This is a genomic window from Longimicrobium terrae (genome assembly GCF_014202995.1).
Lineage (GTDB): Bacteria > Gemmatimonadota > Gemmatimonadetes > Longimicrobiales > Longimicrobiaceae > Longimicrobium > Longimicrobium terrae.
The window spans coordinates 60,664-81,356 of the sequence record NZ_JACHIA010000021.1 but is presented as its reverse complement, the minus strand read 5'-3'; the positions used below and the strand labels follow the sequence as shown (position 1 = coordinate 81,356).

The 20,693-nt window shown below is 68.3% G+C and carries 16 protein-coding genes; 7 read left to right on the top strand and 9 right to left on the bottom strand.

The window, feature by feature from the left end:
* Positions 1-487 precede the first annotated feature (487 nt).
* The 4 genes from HNQ61_RS23470 (at position 488) to HNQ61_RS23455 (ending at position 4,444) form a co-directional block, all read left to right on the top strand.
* The gene (locus HNQ61_RS23470) at positions 488-1,303 is read left to right on the top strand and encodes a hypothetical protein (RefSeq protein WP_183685817.1); all 816 of its coding nucleotides are present in this window, start codon (positions 488-490) and stop codon (positions 1,301-1,303) included.
* 46 nt (positions 1,304-1,349) lie between these two features.
* A complete protein-coding gene (locus HNQ61_RS23465; protein ID WP_170035082.1) occupies positions 1,350-1,811 on the top strand; it encodes a hypothetical protein in 462 nt (153 codons plus the stop codon).
* Between the two features lie 327 nt (positions 1,812-2,138).
* Entirely contained in the window at positions 2,139-2,522 is a 384-nt protein-coding gene (locus HNQ61_RS23460) for a BlaI/MecI/CopY family transcriptional regulator (RefSeq protein WP_170035083.1), read from the top strand.
* The gene (locus tag HNQ61_RS23455) at positions 2,519-4,444 is read left to right on the top strand and encodes a M56 family metallopeptidase (protein ID WP_170035084.1); all 1,926 of its coding nucleotides are present in this window, start codon (positions 2,519-2,521) and stop codon (positions 4,442-4,444) included. Before HNQ61_RS23460 ends, HNQ61_RS23455 begins: the two co-directional genes overlap by 4 nt.
* Positions 4,445-4,588: 144 nt before the next feature.
* Here the strand turns inward: HNQ61_RS23455 and HNQ61_RS23450 are convergent, their stop codons facing one another.
* On the bottom strand, positions 4,589-5,179 hold the full coding sequence (locus tag HNQ61_RS23450; RefSeq protein WP_170035085.1) for a TetR/AcrR family transcriptional regulator: 591 nt from the start codon (positions 5,177-5,179) through the stop codon (positions 4,589-4,591).
* A gap of 68 nt (positions 5,180-5,247) precedes the next feature.
* On the opposite strand from HNQ61_RS23450, the gene HNQ61_RS23445 reads away from it, so the two are divergent.
* Positions 5,248-6,312: an NAD(P)-dependent alcohol dehydrogenase gene (locus HNQ61_RS23445; RefSeq protein WP_170035086.1), complete on the top strand. Its 1,065-nt coding sequence runs from the start codon at positions 5,248-5,250 to the stop codon at positions 6,310-6,312.
* 489 nt (positions 6,313-6,801) lie between these two features.
* Here HNQ61_RS23445 and HNQ61_RS23440 read toward each other — a convergent pair whose 3' ends face one another.
* Positions 6,802-7,875 (bottom strand): oxidoreductase, encoded by a 1,074-nt coding sequence (locus tag HNQ61_RS23440; RefSeq protein ID WP_221239720.1) that lies wholly within the window; start codon positions 7,873-7,875, stop codon positions 6,802-6,804.
* A gap of 490 nt (positions 7,876-8,365) precedes the next feature.
* Here HNQ61_RS23440 and HNQ61_RS23435 point away from each other — a divergent pair, with 490 nt between their 5' ends.
* The gene (locus tag HNQ61_RS23435) at positions 8,366-9,085 is read left to right on the top strand and encodes a M23 family metallopeptidase (protein ID WP_205761547.1); all 720 of its coding nucleotides are present in this window, start codon (positions 8,366-8,368) and stop codon (positions 9,083-9,085) included.
* Between the two features lie 452 nt (positions 9,086-9,537).
* On the opposite strand, the gene HNQ61_RS23430 is transcribed toward HNQ61_RS23435, so the two are convergent.
* The 3 genes from HNQ61_RS23430 to HNQ61_RS23420 all read right to left on the bottom strand — a co-directional run bounded on the left by HNQ61_RS23430 (position 9,538) and on the right by HNQ61_RS23420 (position 12,476).
* Positions 9,538-10,503, bottom strand: coding sequence for a TolB-like translocation protein (locus tag HNQ61_RS23430; protein ID WP_205761549.1), 966 nt, complete (start codon positions 10,501-10,503; stop codon positions 9,538-9,540).
* Positions 10,503-11,858: a right-handed parallel beta-helix repeat-containing protein gene (locus tag HNQ61_RS23425; protein WP_170035088.1), complete on the bottom strand. Its 1,356-nt coding sequence runs from the start codon at positions 11,856-11,858 to the stop codon at positions 10,503-10,505. Before HNQ61_RS23425 ends, HNQ61_RS23430 begins: the two co-directional genes overlap by 1 nt.
* 408 nt (positions 11,859-12,266) lie before the next feature.
* Positions 12,267-12,476: a hypervirulence associated TUDOR domain-containing protein gene (locus tag HNQ61_RS23420; RefSeq protein WP_170035089.1), complete on the bottom strand. Its 210-nt coding sequence runs from the start codon at positions 12,474-12,476 to the stop codon at positions 12,267-12,269.
* Between the two features lie 107 nt (positions 12,477-12,583).
* Here HNQ61_RS23420 and HNQ61_RS23415 point away from each other — a divergent pair, with 107 nt between their 5' ends.
* Positions 12,584-13,957, top strand: a complete 1,374-nt coding sequence (locus HNQ61_RS23415; protein ID WP_170035090.1) for a hypothetical protein — start codon at positions 12,584-12,586, stop codon at positions 13,955-13,957.
* Between the two features lie 1,211 nt (positions 13,958-15,168).
* On the opposite strand, the gene HNQ61_RS23410 is transcribed toward HNQ61_RS23415, so the two are convergent.
* The 4 genes from HNQ61_RS23410 to HNQ61_RS23395 all read right to left on the bottom strand — a co-directional run bounded on the left by HNQ61_RS23410 (position 15,169) and on the right by HNQ61_RS23395 (position 19,815).
* Positions 15,169-15,510 (bottom strand): hypothetical protein, encoded by a 342-nt coding sequence (locus HNQ61_RS23410; protein ID WP_170035091.1) that lies wholly within the window; start codon positions 15,508-15,510, stop codon positions 15,169-15,171.
* 15 nt (positions 15,511-15,525) lie between these two features.
* The gene (locus HNQ61_RS23405) at positions 15,526-16,365 is read right to left on the bottom strand and encodes a hypothetical protein (RefSeq protein WP_170035092.1); all 840 of its coding nucleotides are present in this window, start codon (positions 16,363-16,365) and stop codon (positions 15,526-15,528) included.
* Positions 16,366-16,909: 544 nt separating this feature from the next.
* Positions 16,910-17,698: a hypothetical protein gene (locus HNQ61_RS23400; protein ID WP_170035093.1), complete on the bottom strand. Its 789-nt coding sequence runs from the start codon at positions 17,696-17,698 to the stop codon at positions 16,910-16,912.
* 851 nt (positions 17,699-18,549) lie between these two features.
* A complete protein-coding gene (locus HNQ61_RS23395; protein WP_184430776.1) occupies positions 18,550-19,815 on the bottom strand; it encodes a hypothetical protein in 1,266 nt (421 codons plus the stop codon).
* Between the last annotated feature and the right edge of the window lie 878 nt (positions 19,816-20,693).

Sequence of the window (20,693 nt, the reverse complement as noted above, 5' to 3'; positions counted from 1 at the left end):
AAAGGCGTCATCCTGAGGGAGCGCGCGCCGGTCTCTCCACCACGCCAAGTCCTGCGCGACCGAAGGATCTGCTCTCCGCCGAGCCAACGTCGCGGGACGCACGCCCGTTCTCGCGGGGAAAGCAGATCCTTCGTCGGCGCCAGGCTGTAGGGCGGAGGCAGGTACCTTCGGCGCCTCCTCAGGATGCCGCCTTGGCGAACCAGTGGCACTCTGATCATCCGTGCAGCCGGGGACTCGTCCGTGCTGCGCCCGGCATGTAGAATCACGGATCGCGGACTTCGCGCAGGACCTCAACCTCCTGTCGCCCGCCGCACCTCCTCCGAGACGCGAACGCATGATGCAGCCCCGGCGCCTGTCGTCTGATCTGCTCGTCTTTGCCGGCGTGTACGCGGCGGTCCGCGCCGCCATGACGGCCGTTCTCCTCCTCCGTGTGCCGGAGGAGGCACTCGGCCTGTCGGGCGGCGAACTGCCGTGGCTCGCGCTCGGGATGGCGACGGTGCTGCTGATCGCGGTTGGCGGGTTCTGGATCGTCTGGCGGCGCGTCCGCCACTGGCCCGGTGCCGCAGATCCGCGCGCGGGCCGGATGATCGTGATCGGCACCGGTGTGCTGGCGCCGCTGCTGTCCCGGGCGATGAATGGACCGGATGGAGGGACGCTGATTCCGCCGCTCGGGCTCTTGGCCGCGCCGTACATCGCGCTCATGCTTTCCGGGGCGGCGGCGTGGGGGGCGCGGAGCGGACGCTCGGCGCTCGCCGGGCCGGCCGCAGCGCATGCGCATCCGCCGACGGACGTGATCCACTCGCCGGCGTCCATCGGCCCACGGCGTGGGGACAGGAACGGCGTGGTGCGCGGGCGGTTCTGGCCGCAGGTGACGCTGTTCATGATCGCGTACACGGCATCGGTGGCGATCACGCTGGCCGACAACCCGGGCGATCCGGACGTGGGGAAAACGGCGAGCTACACTCTGGCGCTGCTCTTTCAAGTCGCGTTCGTGCAGCCGGTTGCGATCGTCGGCTTCGGGACGGCGTGGTGGCGCGCGCGTTCCTGGCCCGGCGCGCGGATCAACTACGTCGGCGCGCTGATCGCCGTCGGCGCGGGGCTGCTCGTGCCCGCCGTGAACGACCATCTGCGCGTGCCGCCGTTCATGGAGCCGCCGACGGTGCCGGACGCCGTGCTCATCCCTTGGTTCATCTTCGGTTCGGCGATCGCGGCGCTGGCGCTGTCGATGGCGGCGCGCCTGATCGCCGCCGCCGTTCCCGCCGTGCATCCAGCCTCAAACAAGGGCGGGCGGGCGCCGGGCTGAAACGCCGCGTCTCCCGGACCCTTTCACCTCCATCCGATCAACGACCATGGCTCGTGGACGGTTCTGGCGGCAGATGCTCGTGTTTGCGCTCACCTGGGCCTGCGCGGACGCCGTGGCGCTCGTGATCGCGGTGTACGGATTCGAGTACTGGGACGAGGCGATCGGAAGGGAACTCTCGCTGACAATCTCCTCGAGCATCGCGCTGGTCCTGCTCCCCGTGCCGGCAGCCGGGTACGGATGCGCGTGGCGGGTGGTGCGCGCCTGGCCGGGTGTGCGCGAGCCTCACGCCGCGCGGCGGATCGCCATTGCCTCGGCCGTGCTGGCGGCTGCGGTGCCCGCGGCGCTGGACCTGGCGGAGTGGAAGTGGCGGGCCGCGAGCGCCACGTCCTCGTACGCGCCGCTGCTGCTCCTGTTTGTCAGCGCGCCCGCGTGGACGTTTCTGTTCGCGGGGCTGACCGCGCGCGGGGCGAGACGCGGAAGTCCTGGCGCGCCCGCGCCGTCCGGGTGAGCGCCCGTCGCCCGGGTGTGGCGACACCCTTTACGCCACGGACGCGCTCGGCCCTCCACTTTCCGCCGTCTCCGGCTTCCGCACCTCCGATAGCGGCTCCCTGAGCGCTGATACAGCGCCCCGGACGCCTCGGGTGCGTCGCGGTGCGGCGGGTCCGCGCCGTTCTCCGGACCCGCACGACTCCAGCATCCAGACCACGAACAGCGCCTCCGGCTTCACCCGCGGACTGCCTTGGGAGACGGACGGATCATCATCTACGGGAAAACCCGTTGACAACGGAATCGTCCGCGATTAATCTACGGGAGGACCCGTAACTGAGGAGCACGGATGGTTGATGAGACACGCCTGACGGGAAGGGAACTGGATGCCATGAGCATCCTGTGGCGCGCCGGATCCGGCACGGTCACCGAGGTGCGGCGGCAGTTCGCCGACTCGCTGGCCTACACCACCGTGCTCTGGGTCCTGCAGACGCTGGAGGAAAAGGGTTTCGTGCGGCATGAAAAGGAAGGCCGCGCCTACCGCTACTATCCCGTCATCGAGCAGCAGGACGCGGGCGGAAGCGCGCTCAGCCGCATCATGGACAAGGTGTTTCACGGCTCCGCGTCCATGCTGCTGGCCCAGCTCGTCAGCGAGCGCCAGCTCCCCGCCGAAGAGCTGCAGCGCATGCGCGACCTGCTGGATGAACGCCTTGGAGAAGAGGAGAACCCATGATCCTCGTGCGCACTCTGGCAGTGGGAATTCTGCTGGCGATGGCGGCGCTGGGCGCGGAGCGGGTGGCGGCGTGGAGCGGCCGGCCGCGCCGGTGGATCTGGCTCGGGGCGCTGGCGGGCTCGCTGATGGTTCCCGCGCTGGCGTTCTGGGCGCCCGCGCTGCTGCCGCAGGTGTCGCGGCTGTGCTGCGGCTTCAGCGCACCCGCGGCCGCGCCGGTGACCGGCGGCTGGATTGACGTGGGTGACGCGCCGGGCCCCGCGCAGGCGGCCCCGGCGCCCAACGGCCCGTCCGCGATGGAGCGGGCGGCGGAGGTGGCGGGATGGGCGTGGCTGATGTCCAGCGGCGCGCTGCTCCTGCTCTTTGCCGTCACGGCCGCGCGGATGCACCGGGCCCGCGCGCGGTGGACGCCGGCCGTGATGGACGGCGCGCCCGTGCTGCTGGCGGATCGCGCGGGGCCCGCCGTCATCGGCGTGCTGCGCCCGGCCATCGTGCTGCCGCGGTGGGTGGCGGACGCGCCGGACGAGGAGCGGCGCCTGATCATCGCGCACGAAAAGGAGCACTTGGCCGCGCGCGACACGTGGGTGCTGGCGGCCAGCGCGGTGCTGGTGGCGCTGGCACCGTGGAACGCGGCGCTCTGGTGGCAGCACCGGCGGCTGCGGCTGGCGCTGGAGATTGACTGTGACGCGCGGGTGCTGGCCCGCGAAGCGTCCCCGCGCGCGTACGGACGCGCGCTGCTGCGAACGGCCGGCGCCTCGCACCGGCTGTCCCCGCTCGCCCTGGCCTGGGGCGAGCCCGCCACGCACCTCGAGCAGAGGATCACCGCCATGACCACCCCTCGACCGCGCCGCATGCGTGCGCGCGCCCTTCCCGTGCTGGCGCTGTGCGCCGCGTCCGTCGTCATCGCCTGCGACGTGGCGGACGGCCGCGGCCCCGTCGCCACCATGAAGACGCTGCGCCGCTCCCCCAATCCGCCCACCCACGCCAACGAGGCCACGTACTGGGAACAGGGCGGCACCGGCATGGTGCAGGTCGGCGTCGGGGCGAGCCCGGCGGAGCAGCGCCGCTTTGGCGTGGGATGGGCGCTCAAGGGCCCCATCGACATCAGCGCGGGGCCGCCGTATCCGTCGTATCCCAACCTGGCGACCGTTGCGTACGTGACGGCGGGCTCGGCCGCGGAAGAGGCGGGCGTGCTGCAGGGCGACACCATCGTTTCGGTGAACGGGGCCGAGGCGCGCCGGCCCGAGGTGTTCGGCAGGATGGACGTGACGGGGGAGCGCTTCGTGATGCGGCTGCGGCGCGGCGGCGTGGAGCGCGAAGTGACGGTCGTGGTGCGGCCGCCGGAGGGTGCAACGGCTGCCCGCGACGCGCAGACACCGCGGGCGGTGGTCCGTGCACGGCCGGCCGCTCCGGCCGCGGACCCCGCGCGCGAGACGCGGACCGCCCCCGCGGCGGTGCACGCGGCGCCGGTGCGCCCCGCGGCCCCGCCGGTGGCGGCCAGCGTCCGGTTCACTCGTCCGGCCGCGTCCGTTGTACCGGCTCCGGCTCCGGCGCCGGCCGTCCAGGCGGCGCGTCCCGCGCAGGACAGCACTCCGCGCCGGGATCCGCGGCGGTTCGGGATGAACTACAGCTATACTGGCAGCGCGCGGACCCTGCCGGACGGGCGCATCGTTCCGTCGGCGCCCACCAGGCCCAGGGTGAGCTACGTGGTTCCGGGCTCTACCGTGGACAGGGCGGGCCTCCAGGTCGGGGACAGCATCATGGCGGTGAACGGGCGCTCGGGTGAGGCTCCCGGACTGTTCCACGGGTCCAATGTGACCGGCACGCGCTTCGTCGTGCGGTTCCGGCGCGACGGCGTGGAGCGTGAGACGGAGTTCGTCATTCCGCCGCCGTCGTCCGAGCCGGCGCCCGCCGCGCCTCGCTGATCGACAGGATGGAGCGCAGAAGAGCCGCCCGGCATGGGCGGCCCTTCTCGCGTTCGGTGGATCTCATCCGCACCACCCGGGCGGTCAATCTCATCCATCCATCACCCTCCCCGATCCGGCCAGCGCGCGCATCCGCGATCGCGATCAGGCGTTTGCCGTCGCTTCGGCCATGGCGATCAGGGTCGTGGTCAGGCGCCGCAGTTCTTCCTCCGTCGCGGTGGTCGCCTTCAATCCGCGGACGGCCATCATGAGAAAGTGCGCCAGGTCCCCGGCGCTCATCCCCCCGCTTTCCGCCATCTCCGGCCGCAGCACCTCCAGAAGCTGCTCGCGGAACCGGTGGTACAGCGCCGTGGACGCCTCGGGCGCGTAGACGGTGGAGTTGGCCAGCAGGTCCGCGCCGTTCTCCGAACCCGCCACGGATGCGAACGGCTCCAGAATCCAGATCTCGAACAGCGCCTCCAGCTTGTCGCGCAGGCTGCCCATTCCCGCCACGACCGCGTCCGCCTTGGCCGCGTTCACACGGCAGTGGTCGTCCATCAGTGCGCTGAAGACCGCCTCCTTGTTGGCGAACGCGGCGTACAGCGACGGGCGCGACATCCCCGACTCGGCGGCGATGTCCATCATCGTCACCTTGCGGTAGCCGTGGCGGTGAAAGAGGCGCATGGCGGCCTCGGTGATCCTGCGTTCCTTGGGATCCATGGACGTCGCGGCGGAGCGGGTGCTTACACTTGACATGATCTGTAAATCCGTTAAACTGCTTTACAGTGATCGTCAACGTGTAACGTATGCGAACGGGAGACCAGATGGAAGCGACCGCGACACCGGCCGGCACCGCACGCCCCGCCCACGGGTTTGCCGCCATGGAAAAGGGCGGCAGCATCGTGCCCTTCGATTTTGAGCGGCGCGCCACCCGTCCGGATGACGTCGCCGTGCGGATTCTGTACTGCGGCGTGTGCCACACCGATATCCACTCCGTGCAGAAGTGGGGCAACGAGTTTCCCCTGGTGCCCGGCCACGAGATCGTGGGCGAAGTCACCGAGGTGGGCGCGAACGTCACCCGCTTTTCCGCGGGCGACAAGGTGCTCATCGGCACGATCGTGGACTCGTGCCGCGAGTGCGAGATGTGCCAACGCGAGATGGAATCGTACTGCCGCGCCTTTCCCACGTTGACGTACGATGGCGTGGACCGTGTGGACGGCACCCGCACGCGCGGCGGCTACAGCGACCTGTACGTGGCGGATCAGCGCTTCGTGTATCACCTGCCCGAGGGGATGGACCCCGCCGCCTCCGCGCCGCTGCTGTGCGCGGGGATCACCACGTACTCGCCGCTGCGCAACTGGAATGTGGGGCCGGGGATGACGGTGGGGATCGTGGGCATCGGCGGGCTGGGGCACCTGGCCATCAAGTTTGCGCGGGCGATGGGGGCGCACGTGGTGGCGTTCACCACCTCCGCGGCCAAGGTGGACGAGGCGATGGCGCTGGGTGCGCACGAGGTGGTGCTTTCGCGCGACGAGGAGCAGATGAAGGCGCAGGCGTTTCGCTTCGACTTCATCCTGGACACCGTGTCCACGACGTACGCGATGGACCCGTTCCTCCTGGCGTTGAACTTTGATGGAACGCTGTGCTCGCTGGGCATTCCCGACACGTTCGACTTCACCCCCGTGCTGCTGACGATGGGGCGCCGCCGCATTACCAGCAGCGGCGTGGGCGGAACGCGCGAGACGGCGGAGATGCTGGAGTTCTGCGCCGAGCACGGCATTGTCGCCGACATCGAGGTGATTGCGCCCGCGCAGATCAACGAAGCCTTTGCGCGGCTGGAAAAGGGTGATGTGCGCTACCGCTTCGTGATGGACATGCAGGCGGCGTGATGTCGGGAAGGGATTGATGCGGGTTCGGGGATCGGTGCGGGTGGCGGGTTCACGGGCGGCCCCCACCCGGGCCGGCACCACCGGCCAACCCTCCCCCGAAAAAGACCGGGGGAGGGTTGGGGCGCGGCTGAGAGCGTGAGCCGTTCCCAAACGATTGTCTCGCGCCTGGCCCTGTTGAGCGAATGAATCCGCCGCTCCAACAGCGGAAAGCCCCGACACGGCGCTATTCGCGCGCCGTTCGGGGCTTCAACCGCATCGCGACCCGCGACCAAGCGCATCCGCGGTCCGCAGTCCACGGCGGCGGACCTCGTGTGTTTCAAAGCACGGTCGCAACCGCTGGACGACGGCCGCGGGCGCGAACCGATGCCGCCGACACGCTGAGGTCTCCCTTCCCCCAGGGGTTTTGGGGGAAGGGTCGGGGATGGGGGCCACTCTCCGCATGCGCCGATGCGTCCGGCCCTCATCCGCCCGCCCTGCCTCCACCTTACCTCAATCCGCGGCGCGCTCGTACTGCACGGGCCAGGGCGCGGCGTGGCCCAGCGCCTTGCCCGCGCGCAGCGGCCAGTACGGATCGCGCAGCATCTCCCTGGCCAGCAGCACCACGTCCGCGCGCCCCTCGCGGATGATGGCGTCCGCCTGGTCCGGCGCGGTGATCATCCCCACCGCGGCGGTCGGCATCCCGGTCTGGGTGCGGATCGCCGTGGCGAACTCCGTCTGGTAGCCCGGCCCCACCGGAATCTGCACCCCCGGCACCAGTCCGCCCGTGGAGCAGTCCACCAGGTCCACGCCGCGCTGGCGCAGCACCTCGGACAGGCGCACCGACTGCTCCAGGTCCCACCCCCCATCCGCCCAGTCCGTGGCGGAGATCCGCACGAACAGCGGCAGGTCCTCCGGCCACACCGCGCGCACCGCGTCCACCACGTCCAGCACCATGCGGATGCGGTTTTCAAAGCTGCCGCCGTACTCGTCCGTGCGCTGGTTGCTCAGCGGCGACAGAAAGGTGTGCAGCAGGTAGCCGTGCGCCGCGTGGATCTCCGCGACCTTGAAGCCGGCCCGCAGCGCGCGCGTGGCGCCATCCACGAACGCCTGGATCACGTCGCGGATCTCGGAGGCGCCCATCTCGCGCGGCACCTTGCTGCTGCGGCCGAACTGGATGGCGCTGGGCGCCCACACCGTTTCCCATCCGCCCTCCTCCACCGGCACCGTCTTGCCGCCCTTCCACGGCGACGCGGTGGATGCCTTGCGCCCCGCGTGCGCCAGCTGAATGCCCGGCACGGCGCCGTGCTCCGCGATCAGCCGCGCGCAGCGGGTGAGGCCCTCCACGTGCTCGTCGCTCCAGATGCCCAGGTCGTCCGGGGTGATGCGCCCGTCCGCGGTCACCGCCGTGGCTTCGGTGATGATGAGCCCCGCGCCGCCCACCGCGCGGCTGCCCAGGTGAGTGTAGTGCCAGTCGTTGGCGAAGCCGTCCCTGCTGCTGTACTGGCACATGGGGCTGACCCCGATGCGGTTGCGCAGCTCCACGCCGCGCATGCGCAGGGGAGAAAACAGATGCGTATCGGACACGGATGACTCGTTGGGGAAAGTGCGTGAGTGCGGTGTGCGGGGTGCGTGAGTGCGCCGCGGCCCATCGCGTCATGTGGATGCCGGTGCACGCGCCGAGCAACCGGCGCGCCAGCGGATCTGCCGGTTGCAAATGTATGTATCCGGTCAAGCATCCCTCGTCCGGTCGATGGCGGAACGTGCGTCCGCCGCCAGTCTCATCCTCCCGATCGATCGACGGGGGGCCCGCCCAGCCGCCACTCCAGGCGCCCGGCTCCGGCGCGACGCGCGCTCCCCTCGTCCACGAAGTTTCTTGGTGATCCGGAGACGGGGCACTACCTTTCATTTACCAACTGTTCAATAATCCGCGTCCACCGCCGGTCCTCGCCCATGACGCCGGTGGGGCGGGGAAGTCAGTCCGTCCACCGACGATGGAGTGCGATGGGGCCCGGCGTGAACGCGCCGGGCCGGCCGGGAAGCTTGCCGGCGGTTCTAGTGTGAGGACGATGCCCCGATGCGAAGCTCCCGGTTCCTGATCCCGTTCACGCTCGGCGCGCTCTGCATGCTCGCGGCGGTGATGGCCGCGGGATGGGCCGTGCCGGAACTGTTCGGGCGCGTGAACGTCGCGCTCGGCTGGGCACCGGCGCCGGCCGTCGCCCCGCACGCGCCCCCGCTGATCGCCGCCGCGCCGCCGATCGTGCCGCCTCCCGCCGTCGTCGCTCCGGCCGCACCGGCGGTGCCTCCCGCTGCCGCGCCGCCCGTCGCCGCTCTGGAGGCGGAGCCGCTGGCGCCCGCGGCCGTCGCGAGCACCGCCCGGCTGCTGATTCCCGTGCAGGGCGTGAAGGCGGCGGATCTGGTGAACACCTACGACCAGTCGCGCGGGCAGGGCCGCCGGCATGACGCCATCGACATCATGGCGCCGCGCGGAACGCCGGTGGTGGCGGCCGCTGATGGGGTGGTGATGAAGCGCTTTCAGAGCGAGCGCGGCGGCATTACGCTGTACCAGCTGGCGCCCGACCAGCGCACCATCTACTACTACGCGCACCTGGACCGCTACGCGCCGCGGATGGTGGAAGGCCGGGCGCTGCGCCGCGGTGACGTGCTTGGCTACGTCGGCAACACGGGGGATGCGGGACCGGGCAACTATCATCTGCACTTCGAGGTGTCCACCACGGCGGACCCGCGGAAGTACTGGGGCGGCGTCAACCAGAACCCGTATCCGCTGCTCCGGTAGCGGCCGGAGCCCCGCATCCGAGCCGCAGCGCCATGCCTTGGCCCCCGACCCATCATGCCTCATCACACGCCGCCGAACCACGGCCTGAGGTGCGTGAGCGCATGAGAACTCGCCGCACCAACCCGCGGAGCCGTCACGGCCAGCCGTGAGCCCGCACCTCACGAAATACGTGGTTTCCGGTGTGAGTTCTCCCCTCTCCGTGCGGCAGTTTGCACGGGGAGGGGCCGGGGGAGGGGCCTCCCCGGCCGGCGTTGAGCAAACCGTCCGAAGCAGAACCGGGTCCGATGGTCCCACCTCCGAAATCGTGGATGACGAGAAAAAAGAGGCCGCACTCACACGAGCGCGGCCTCTTCTCCATCCTGGTCGATGATTGCCGATCAATGATTGCTGATCGATGCTCCACGATCGACGGTCGATCGAGAACGGCGGCGATCGGCCATCCGCGACGCGGACTACGGAACCGGCGTGGCGGGGATGACGGGGCTCCAGCGCGGAAAGAAGCTGTCGCCCTCGCCGTGCAGGCTGATGTTCACCGGCGCGCCGCCCGCCGCGGGGATCACGTACAGGTCCGTCCGCCCGGCACCGCGCCGCGTGGCGGAAAAGGCCAGGTATCCCCCATCCGCCGACCACGTGGGCGTGTACGCGTGCAGTGAGTCCGGCGTCACCGTGCGCCGCCCGGAGCCGTCCGCGTTCATGACCACCACGGACCGGCTGGCCACGTCCGCCGCGCTGGACCCCAGCTCGCACGACGCGAACGCGATGCGCGCGCCGTCCGGCGACCACGCGGGCTCCCGGTCGCCGCAGGGGCGCGGCGCGGTGAGGCGCACGGTGCGCTCGCCGGTGGTGTCGGTCAGGAACAGGCTGGTGCCCATGGAAAAGGCGATCCACTCCCCGTCCGGCGACCAGGAGATGGCGCTGGTCTCCGCGTTCAGCGTGTTGGGCAGCCGCCGCGGCGCGCCCTCGCCCACGGCCGTGATCCACACGCTGGTGCTGAACGCACCCGCCCCGCCCACGAAGGCGATGCGCGCCCCGTCCGGCGCCCACGTGGGGAACCGCGCCCCGTACGCCGCGTCCGTCACCTGCACCGCGGGGGAGCCCGCCAGGTCCTGCACGTAGATCTGCCGCGAAGGCTGCAGCGGCTGGTCCAGCGGCGGGCTGCTGAACGCCAGGCGCAAGCCGTCCGGCGACCACGCCGCCTGCGACGGGGCCGCGCCCACCCCGGTCAGCAGCACGTCCGCCGCGCCGTCGCCGGTGGTGCGAAAAAGCTGGCGGTAGAGCGATCCGGGACGCACCAGCTCAAAGACGATGGGCAGCGCGGCCGGAACCGGCGGCGTGGTGGGCTCGCCGCACGCGCACAGCAGCGCGGCGCACGCCAGAAGCCCCCGCCGTCCCCCGCGCGTGCGGCGCCGCGGGCGCATCACCCGGTGTTCCCCACGGTGACGTTGTCCTGCCCGCCATCGAACAGCCCGCCCCGCACGTTGCCCGACAGCACGTTTCCCGTCACCACGCTGTCACTGCAGCTGAGCACCATCCCGTACTCCTGCAGCTTCACCGGGCGTGTGTCGGAGCACACGTTGCCGGTGACGGTGTGCGCGGACCCCGCCACCGAGATGCCGTGGCCGAACTCCGGCCCCAGCGCGCTGTTGTCGTTGCACTGGTTGCCCATGATGGTGACGCCGGTCACGAAGTCGTTCACCACGATCCCGGTGCGGCCGTTGAGCGTGCAGTTGTTGGCGATGAGGGAGTGCAGGCTGGAGCCCGCGTAGATCCCGCCGTTGCCGGAGCCGGACACGGTGTTGCCCTGCACCAGCGTGGCCGTGGTGTTCACCATCCACAGGCCGAAGCCGCCGGAGTCCACCCCGGAGTTCAGGATCAGGTTGTTGGTGACGCGGTTGTCGGTGGCGGGGTACAGCTCGGGGCGGCGCGGCTCCACCGCGTCCATCAGAATGCCGTGCGTCTGGTTGCCCACCACCGAGTTTCCGTCCAGCAGGCACCCGTGCCCGCCGAACATGGCGATGCCCGCGCCGACGCAGTTCTCCAGCCGGTTGCCCACGACGCGGATGCCGTAGCAGCCGTCTTCGGCCTGCGGATAGATCTCCACGCCGTTGTGCAGGCTGTTGCGCAGGTGGCAGCGCTCCACGAAGCAGTAGCTGCTCTGGTTGATCTCCACGCAGTGCGCGCCCACCGTGCCGTCGATTTCGGTGTCGACGACGCCGCAGCTGGTGGCCTGCTCGTAGATGAACACGCCCCACCAGAAGCCGGTGTCGATCCAGCACGACTGCACGCGGTGGCCGGTTCCGGTCATCCCCACGGCGTGCTGGGCCGCGTCGGGGAGTTCCCGGTGCCGGGTGGTAAGCCCCAGGTCGCGCAGCGTGCAGTCCGCTCCCTCCATGGCCACCAGCGACCGCGCCCCGCGCTCCATCATCGCGAGCTGGCTTCCGCGGCGGCTGGCGCCCGACCACGTCTGCCCGGGCAGCATGGTCAGCGCGCCCGTCAGGTACGTGCCCGGCGGAAAAAAGACCATTCCCCCCGGCCCCGCGGCGTTGCGGGCGGAAAGGATGGCGCGGGTGTCGTCGGTGGTGCCATCCCCCTTTGCGCCGTAGGCGCGCACGTCGCGCACGCCGGGCTCGGTCACCACCGGCTCTGGTTCGGTGGGGCTGCTGTCACAGCCGGCCAGCAAGGCGGCGCCGGCCAGCGATCCCAGCCGCGCAAGGGCGCCGCGACGGGAAAGCGGAGCCGCGGGCCAGCGGGGGGGATTGGGGTTGCCGCTCATGCTCGGCGGGAGTGCGGGTGTGTCAGTGGGGCGAGCGGACCCGCCGCGCAGGGCAGTCCGCAGGTCGGAAACGGGTGGCGGAACGGCGCTCAGGCCGCGCGGGCCAGGGGAGAATGGCGGGTGGCGGATTCGCGCACAGTGGCGCAACACTATCGCGCCGCGCGCCGCAGAGCAATCCCCGAACGTGCCGCCGTCCGGCCGGCGCGTGCGCGTCCAGACAGTGGAACTATCGTTTACATACCCGCGGGGCGGAGGGTGGAAAAGCGGCGGATGCGCCGTCCCGGAAGGCTTCCGCGCGAAGCCGCGGAGACACGGGGAGGGAAGTGAGGACGGGAATTTTCCGTCTTTTCCCTCCCGCGCGGCTCCGCAGCTCCGCGCGAGAAACTCCATCCGGCCACGGCGCGGCGGTCAGATCCTGCGCAGCGCTTCGGGCTTGTGGGCGGCCTCGGCGCCAGACCGGTCGCTGCGCACCAGGAACTCGGGTTCCTCCGCCGTGGCGGCCACCTTGTGCCCCTTGACGTGCGTCTCGTGCGTCAGCTTCTTTTCTACGCGCCCCGTGGTTTTTCCCTGCGAGGTGTTCCACTCCACGTGATCGCCGGGCTTCAGTTCATCCGCCATCCGCGCCTCCCGAGTCCAGGGTGAGCGGGGCCGGGCGGCAAGCCTCGTACCGGGGCGTGCAAACCCTGTACAATCCGCCTCCCCTTCCGCCGTCCCATCCCATCCCGATGCAGACCCCGACACCGGACGCCGCCTCCGGCCATCCCGCCGCTCCCTCGTTCCCCGAAAGCTCTCCGCACGAGCCGCAGGTGCGCCCGTGGGAGCTGGAACTGCTCATTTCCGGCGCCGTCGTCTTTTCGCTGCTGCAGCTGCCGGGGTGGGTGGACGGCCAGTATTACCGCACGCGCGTGCACGCGGACGGCGGCACCTTTCTGGGCGCCATGATGCTGTACGTGTACATCAAGGTGGCCCTGTACACGCTCATCATCTTCTTTCTGACGCACCTGGCCGCGCGCGGGTACTGGGTGGGGCTGATCGGGCTGGAGTCGGTGTACCCGCGCGGCATCAACTGGGACAACACCACCTACGGCCCCGTGTCGACGGAGCTGTACCGCCGGTGGATGGGGCGCATCCAGTCCCAGATTGATGCGGCGGACCGCTTCTGCAGCGTGCTGTTTCCGCTGGCGTTCTCCCTGGTGTCGCTGTGCCTGTACAGCCTGCTGGTGATGGGGCTGCTGGCGGGGGTGGCCTATCTCGCCTCGAAGGGGATGGGCGTTCCGGCCGCGTTTGCGCCGGTGTTTCTGGGCGTGGGCGCGCTGCTCGCGGTGCTTCCCGCGATGCTGCTGCTGCTGGACCGGCGGTACGGCCCCGCGGCGAAGCCGGACGGGCCGGCGCACCGGGGGCTGCGCGGGCTGGCGGCGGCCGTGTACTACCTGAGCGCCATGCCCGCGGTGGGCGTGATGTTCATCACGCTGTACAGCAACGCGCGCCGCGGGATGCGGCGTCCGATGCTGATGGCCGGCGTGGGCCTGCTGTTCGCCTACGTGTTCGCGCACGACGTGATGATCGGGTACGGGCTGCTGCGGGTGGGCGGCTCGCCGTTTTATCCGGACGAGGCGGGCGAGATGGCGGTGACGGGCGCCTTCTACGCCGACCAGCGCGTGCCCGGCGAGGTGCGGGAGCGGGCGCCGTTCATCCAGTCGGAGGTGATCGAGGGCCCGTACGTGCGGCTGTTCATCCCCTACGTTCCCATGCTGCACGGCGAATCGCTGCCGGAGCAGTGCCCGGGGGTGCGGCCGGTGAACGAGGGCGGGGTCCGGATCGGGCGCGCGGTGCCGGTGGAACCCGGGCGGACCGGCGCGCTGCTGGCGTGCTGGACGCGGCTGCAGCCGGTGGCGCTGAACGGAAAGCCGATCGCGCCGGCGTTCCGCTTCGCGACGGACCCGGAAACGGGGATTCGCGGCATCGTGGCCCACATCCCGGTGCAGGGGCTGCCGGCGGGGCAGAACCTGCTGACCGTGGCGCGCGCCCCGCGCACGGCCGAATCGCGCCGCCGCCGCCCGGAGAAGCCGGAGCCGTCGTATATCTGGTTCTGGCTGTAGGGAGGGAGGGGAAGTGCGTGAGTGCGGGGTGCGTTAGTGCGTGAGTGCGAGGGATGGCGGGGATGGATGCCGGTGCGTCGGGGCGGGCATCACGGCGGCCCCCACCCGGGCTCGTACTACTCGCCCACCCTCCCCCAAAAAAGACTGGGGGAGGGTTGTCGGCGGGCGGATGGGCCGGCGTGTGGGGCGGAGTTCGTCGCGTGAGCGAACCCCGTTGAGCGAATGAATCCGCCGCTCGAACAGCGGGAACCCCCGACACCGGCCGCTGGCGCGTCCGGTTCGGGGCTTCAACTGCGTCAGGAGCGCCCGCGAGGGGTGCCATCCTGCGTCCGCAACCTCTTCGTCCGCGATCGATCTTCGCCCGCCACCTTCTCGTCCGCGATCGGTCCTGCGGCGCGCCATGCTCCCCGCGACGAGCGAACTCCGCCCGCAATCCGCCGCGCGTCTGTTGCGGTTGAAGCCCCGAACGGCGCGATTCGCGCCGTTCGGGGCTTTCGGCTTTCGGAGCGGCGGATTCCTTTGTTCCACCCATTCCGTCCACGCACCGAACTCCGCCCCGCACGCCGGGCCACCCGCCGCCGACAACCCTCCCCCAGAGGTTACACCGGAGCAGCCAAAGGAGCAACATGCAGGCGGGAGAACGAATTTTCTGCGGCGCACGCGCAACCTGCACGCTGAAATCCTCCGTTCTAAGCAGCCTGCACGGGCGTACTGACACCTCCGTTGACACCAGCCCGGCGGGCAGCACCGCTGGGCTGGTGTGTCCGGTGTCAATTGCCCGAACCGAACCCGTGCCCGTTGTCAGACAGTCCAGATTCGGAGCTTGTCGGCGCTCCGGGATCGGTAGACCGCCCCGCACCGATATATCCGCCGCCCGCACTTCCGTCGTAGCTCCGACCACCGTTTCCCAGGTAGCCGTTTCCGTCTAGCACGGGTTCGGTGCTGGCGCCTGTATTCCGTCAGGGTGAGGGTGGCACATCGGACGAGTGATTCCGACCGGAATAGGCTGGACGCCTTACGTGCGACGGCGAGAAACCGAAAGGCGGAAAAATCGGAACGGCAGGCTTGGGGGGGACAAGCCCCCGCTCGCCTGCCGTGGCTTATTGCGTGGCCGTTCGGCGCCACGCGCCATCTCACGGGCGGCGGGCGCTCTATAGCTCTGAAACTGGCAGGCCGCGCACTTCTCGCGAAATGCACGGCCTGAGTTCCTGTCACCGCCTGAATGTCTGGAGCCCCAGCGCCACGTACGAGATAACAAGAAGCGCCACAAGGCCCCACGTGGGAGGCACCCTGTTCTGGCGCACCACCCGATAGGCTGAGAAAGCAAGAAGTGCCCACCCTGCAAGGAAAAGCAGTGGCCAACCTGTCGCGCTCCACGGTTCGGAACTACCCGCCGCCTTCTCCAGAGCGAGCCAGCCTAACGCGCGGAGTTGATCGGCGATCCCGATGATGGAAGCCGCGCCCACCGCCCACATCACACGGCGGAAATAGCGCCATTTGCGGCCATCTGCTGCGTTCTCTGGCTCCGCTCTGTGCTCCAGATAACGAGTCATCCTTTTCCTCAGCTATCAGATGGTGGGAAGGACGATGGCGACGCCACATGCAGTAGCCGCTGTCCCCAAGGTGATGAAGCTGACTCCCGTCGCCGACCGTACTGCACCAATCGCAGCATCCATCCGGAGTTTAGCCTGTTCTACCCTGTATTCCCAGAGTCCTTTTGCTCCGGGCTCCAAGTAGTCGGGATTTGCGTAGATCATATCCAGCATCCGCCGGGCCGAATCGTATTCTTGGCGGGCTGACCACCATTCGGAAAACGATCCTGCTACGGCATCGAAAGCCGCCAATGACCCGAGCGCACCGAGAACGCAGATCGCGAATGCGACCGGGCCTTGTTCGTAGGGGGTCACTGTGGGCGGCTGGGACGGACCACCCCCGCCTCCCGAACCTGTCCCGCCCCCGCCCCCGCCCCCGCCACACTCACCGAAATAATAGCAGTTGGTGTAGTCCTCTATTGGCTGCGATGGTGAGTTGCAGCCCCCGTCCTCGTAAGACAATCCGCCGTACTGGCACCCGGTCACCACCACCGTGGGAAGCGTGCAGCAATCACCGGTGCCGAGGTTAGACATGTGAGTCGGTGCGGGCTGCTGCGCCTGCTGCTTGCTGGACACCTTGAACCAGCGATTCATGCGCGCAAGCGCAGCATCCGTTGCCGGAATCGTGCACCGCGCCAAAACCACCACTTCACGACCAGCGTAGCCCCGGTAGATGTACCCACGCTCCGCGCCAGTCGGATGCACCTCAGAAGTGGGGAACGGGACACGCATTTCGCGCGTGCGGAAAACGCCCGTCTTGTCCTTGATCTGGAACTCGCACGTATATTCCGCCTGCCCCTGCGGAACGTAACGCACCCCCCCCGCCCGCTGAGCAACCGCCCCGCTTGTCTCCCCGGAAGCAACCGATTCCGGCGCTGTCACTGCGTCCGCACAAGCCGTGGCGGACAGTAATCCGACGACTGCAATGAAATGGCGCAATCTCATCTGCATTGTACACGTTCCGCGTGGAAAGGTAAATGGGCGTACTTCACATCGATTGAGAATACCCGGCTTACGCTGCTCTCTTCTCGCAACTCCGCGCTAGATTTCGGATGAACGGCAGCACGCGAGTTCGCCAACCGAGCGGATGGGAGGCGGCGCGCGTGGGCCGGGGTAAAACGGTTTGTCTTGCCGTGCGGGGAAACCGGTGCCTAACTGGAGTGCGGCGGCGGAGTCGGGGCACTCCAGTCTGCATGCCTCCGAAGTTGACCGATCCACGGTGGAGGTGCGACCCCGGCGGCCAGGTACAGCCTTTCAACTTCGGCCATGAGGAACGCGGCAGCGTGGTCCCGTTGCGTCTCTGCCATCCCGTTAAGAAGGATGCGGATGCAATTGGCGCAGGTAGCTGCGTCAAACTCCGTCACTGCTCGTGCTCCGTATCGTCTGCGGATTCGCGGAAGCTGTCGGGACTGCCCGAGCGGGGCCGTCTCTGGCGACGCGCGGCCAGTGCGAACCATTCGGCGCCGTCATCATCACCGCGTGCCAGCGCGATACGACGCAGGCCGCGCAGCGCCTGCACGCGAGCGTCACGGGAACCGAAGCGCCGCCCCGCTTTGAACGCCTTGCGGTAGTACCATTCAGCCCGTGAGATGCCGGCCGGTACGCGTTCGTATATGGCGCCGAGTGCCGCCAGACTCGCCGCGTAGGCTCTCCCGTCTTTTTCCCGTCGGGCGAGGGTCAAGGCACGACGGAGCCACGACACGGCGCGGGCGTCCTGCTCTGCCTCCGACGCGCAGACGCCCGTATAAAGCGCCGCTTCCGCGAAATCCGGGCAGACCAGCGCCCCCGCCTGTGCAAACGCAATCGCCGTATGTGCCAGCCGCTCACGACGCGCCCAGGTAGCGACTTCCAGACAGCAGATCGTGACGATGCTGGCATCGGCCCCCACCCCGAGGGTCAGCATTCCGTTTAGCGTATCCACGGGAGACGCGATGGCGTCTGGCAGCAGCGTATCCGTCAGTTCCTCCACGCGGCGGACCACGCTCTCCATCGTGAACAGATGCCCCCGTTTGTCGGGCGGGGTGGCTGCCCACAGTGACAGGTCCCGCACCGTGCGCCAGAGAACTAGACCAAGTTCGCCCCTGCACTCCCACAGAACGTGGGCGCCCTCCATCGTCTCGGCCGGATCGTGCAGGATGGCGGGCGGCACGCACCAGCTGCGCGGAGTACCGTGCTGCCTCTGACGAGAGCGTTTACGCGGTCGTGGCGCGATTGCATTTGTCTGCGGCGGGTCATCCATTTCGGAAGTCTCCGCGTCCGGTCCAGACTGTCAGTTGCCACTCCCGAAAAACCCGCCCCTGTCTTCCGGGAAATCTAAATACCACAAACCCTTGTAGAGCCGGGGCGATAGCCGGTCGTCACCTGTTTCGCTGACTGGCGAGTTTTTCTTCGGTTCTTGTTCCGGCTCAAGAACAACAGGGGCTTCGCTGGTCGGCTTTGAGTGTAGGGCAACAGGTTTAGCGTCATTCACCATCTTTGTGAATCTCCTCGCCGCTACGGCTGTTCTGACACGTTTTTCCGCTCCGCACACCGAACCTATGGCGGTGTGCGCCCGCCGTCCGGGCAATTTTCCTGTTCGTGAAATTAAAGGGCCGCTCCTTGTAAGCCAAACCGCTGGGCGCCAGCGGACGGGGGCATATGACCTCAGTTTGACCCCCCGAAGCTGGCGGAATATGTATGGGACTGCTATCGTACCCAAACAGCTATCTGCCCAGCTACGCGCCCGAAAAACAGGAGGAAGCTCATGAAAACGCTGTCTCGCCGCATTTGGGGTGTATCGCTACTTGGCCTCGGTTTGATTTTGAACGGCTGTTCCAGCAGCGCTCCAACGAGCGTCGCAGAACCCGATTCACGCGCTGTTTACGACAATGGAGTAACGTTCGGCTCCGGAAGTCGCTCCGACGGGGACACCTCAGAAAACAGAACGGCCGCCGATTCGGGATCGGCGGCCAGAAATGGCGTCACTTTTGGGTCTGGCAGTTAAAGGGGTGTTGCTTCGCCTCAGGCGGCCCGAGCCTCTCCCCACGGTGGCGGCCACGGGCCGACCCGTGGGGACCAGATCGAAATTCGGTGCCCGATCTGCTGAACGAAGTCCCGAACCTCTCCGCTGACACCCTGCTTGGGGGGCGACACGGTGCGCTGCTCTACCATCCGCGTCAGTTGTCTAATCAGTCGCACGGCCTCTTTGTCGTTCCGGGTTAGTGCGACCGTCAACGCGGATTCCGCGTCTCGCGCGGCAGAATCCCAATCCCCTAAAAGGCGGCGGGAATCCGCGAGGTGCCATCGGACGGCGGGTTCCATGACGGGATGATTGGAGACGAGCTTTTCAGCGCGGCGGCGCAGCACGACTGCTTCTTCCACGTCTCCCGCTCCGGCAGAAGCACGTGCCGCCAGCGCAACAACTGCCGCACGTGCTCCCCCTTGATCCACCACCTTGAGAACACGCTTCAACAGCCAGGACGCAGCGCGGTAATGGCGGGCTAGGATGAGCAGGAGTCCGACATCCGCTGCGAACAACGGAAGCCGTGGGTGATTCTTCGGATACCAAAGCAAGGCCCGTCGTGCTCTGACCGCTGCTTCCGCCAAGTGCCCCCGCACGATCAACAGAGCGCACAAGTCGTGCTGAGCTGATGCCGCGAGTGAAGGCGGCCCGTGCTTGTAAGCGAGGCGTGAACCCGCATTCAAGTGCTTCCGTGCCCCTGGCACCCTGCCTAGCTCCTGAAACAGTCTGCCGTAGCCGAGATGCCCCCATACCCGCTCAACCACATTCCTTCGCTCAAGAGCCAAACTAATTCCGCGCTGAAACCAGATTTCCGACCGGTCGTAGGCGTGCGCATTCCGCGTGAGGCGCCCTGCTAAGTTAGCGAGTTTCGGGTTGGTGTCGTCTATGAGCGCGCCAGTTTCCGCCAACTCGATAGCGGTTTGTTCGTGCTCTCCCGTGAGCGCCCAACTGGCGAGCGATTCGCAGGCAGCACCGACCCGGCTAACGTCCACGGTGAGCGGATCACGCTGCACACCGAAGATCACATCCAAGTGCGGCGACAACTCTGGTGCGGATGAGTACGCGTCCCGCCGCTTGGCTACGACGTCCGGTGTCGCTGGACAAAAGAGTTTACCGCGAACCACTTCATCCGCAGCAGCCCAATCGCGAAGGTGTCTCACCTGCTGCCAGAGCACCAACGCCAGCGGTTCCGGAAGCTCCTGCAGGATCTCCCCTTCCCGGTGCCGTGGGCGAGGGGGCACCGGTATAAGCCGTTTGTCGGCCATTGTCCGCCGGGGAATTGGGGGTGGCTCCTAAACGTCGGCAAAAGGTCACTATCCGACAGAATACGCCGGAGAGAACGCACCCGCCAGTGCCTATAGAATGGGTTTTCGAGGGTGGGAAAGGTCACCACACGAGCCTAACGCGACGTGCCCTGCAGCCTGTCGGAAGCCATTCCGGCCATCGCACGCGCCGTCTCTGAACCATACAGATCTGTAACGCACAACTGCCTGCCCTGTCCCGCATTTCGGGACAGGGCTTTGTCGTTGGCGGTGGATGGCCACACGTAAAATCCGGATGAGAGGATGGTGTGACCCATGGTTAGGACGGCGCACGTGCCGGGCAATGACAGAACGCTTTGGCGCGCGTCACGGTACCTCGTGAAAGGGCGGCGAACACCGGGAGCCAGCAAGGGGAAAAAGGCGCCTATGTGCTTCGCTTCGCTCGCAGGCGCCTTTTTCCCCGCACGAGCCACGAAATTCTCCGCGAAGTCTACGACGAAGTACCGTACGAGGTGCTGCAACGGCAATGCAAATCCTTGCCGATCAGCGCCGGATGGCCTGAAAGGGTCTTTTGCACCGAGTATTGACACCCCCCTTTCTGGCGCGCTCCGGGGGAGAGGGTGTAACCGGCCAAATTGCATGCAACTTAGCGGGAGAGAGAGTGCTTGCATGCCCTGGCCGGGAAAACCTCCCCCAGTCTTTTTTTGGGGGAGGGTGGCGAGTAGTACGAGCCCGGGTGGGGGCCGCCCTCAAGCCCGCCCGACGCACCGGCACCATCCCCACCCTCACGCACCCCGCACCCCGCACTCACGCACTTCCCCTCCTCCCAGCACTCACGCCCGGCCGCGTGTCGTACCCGCATACCAACCTCTTTCCGCGCC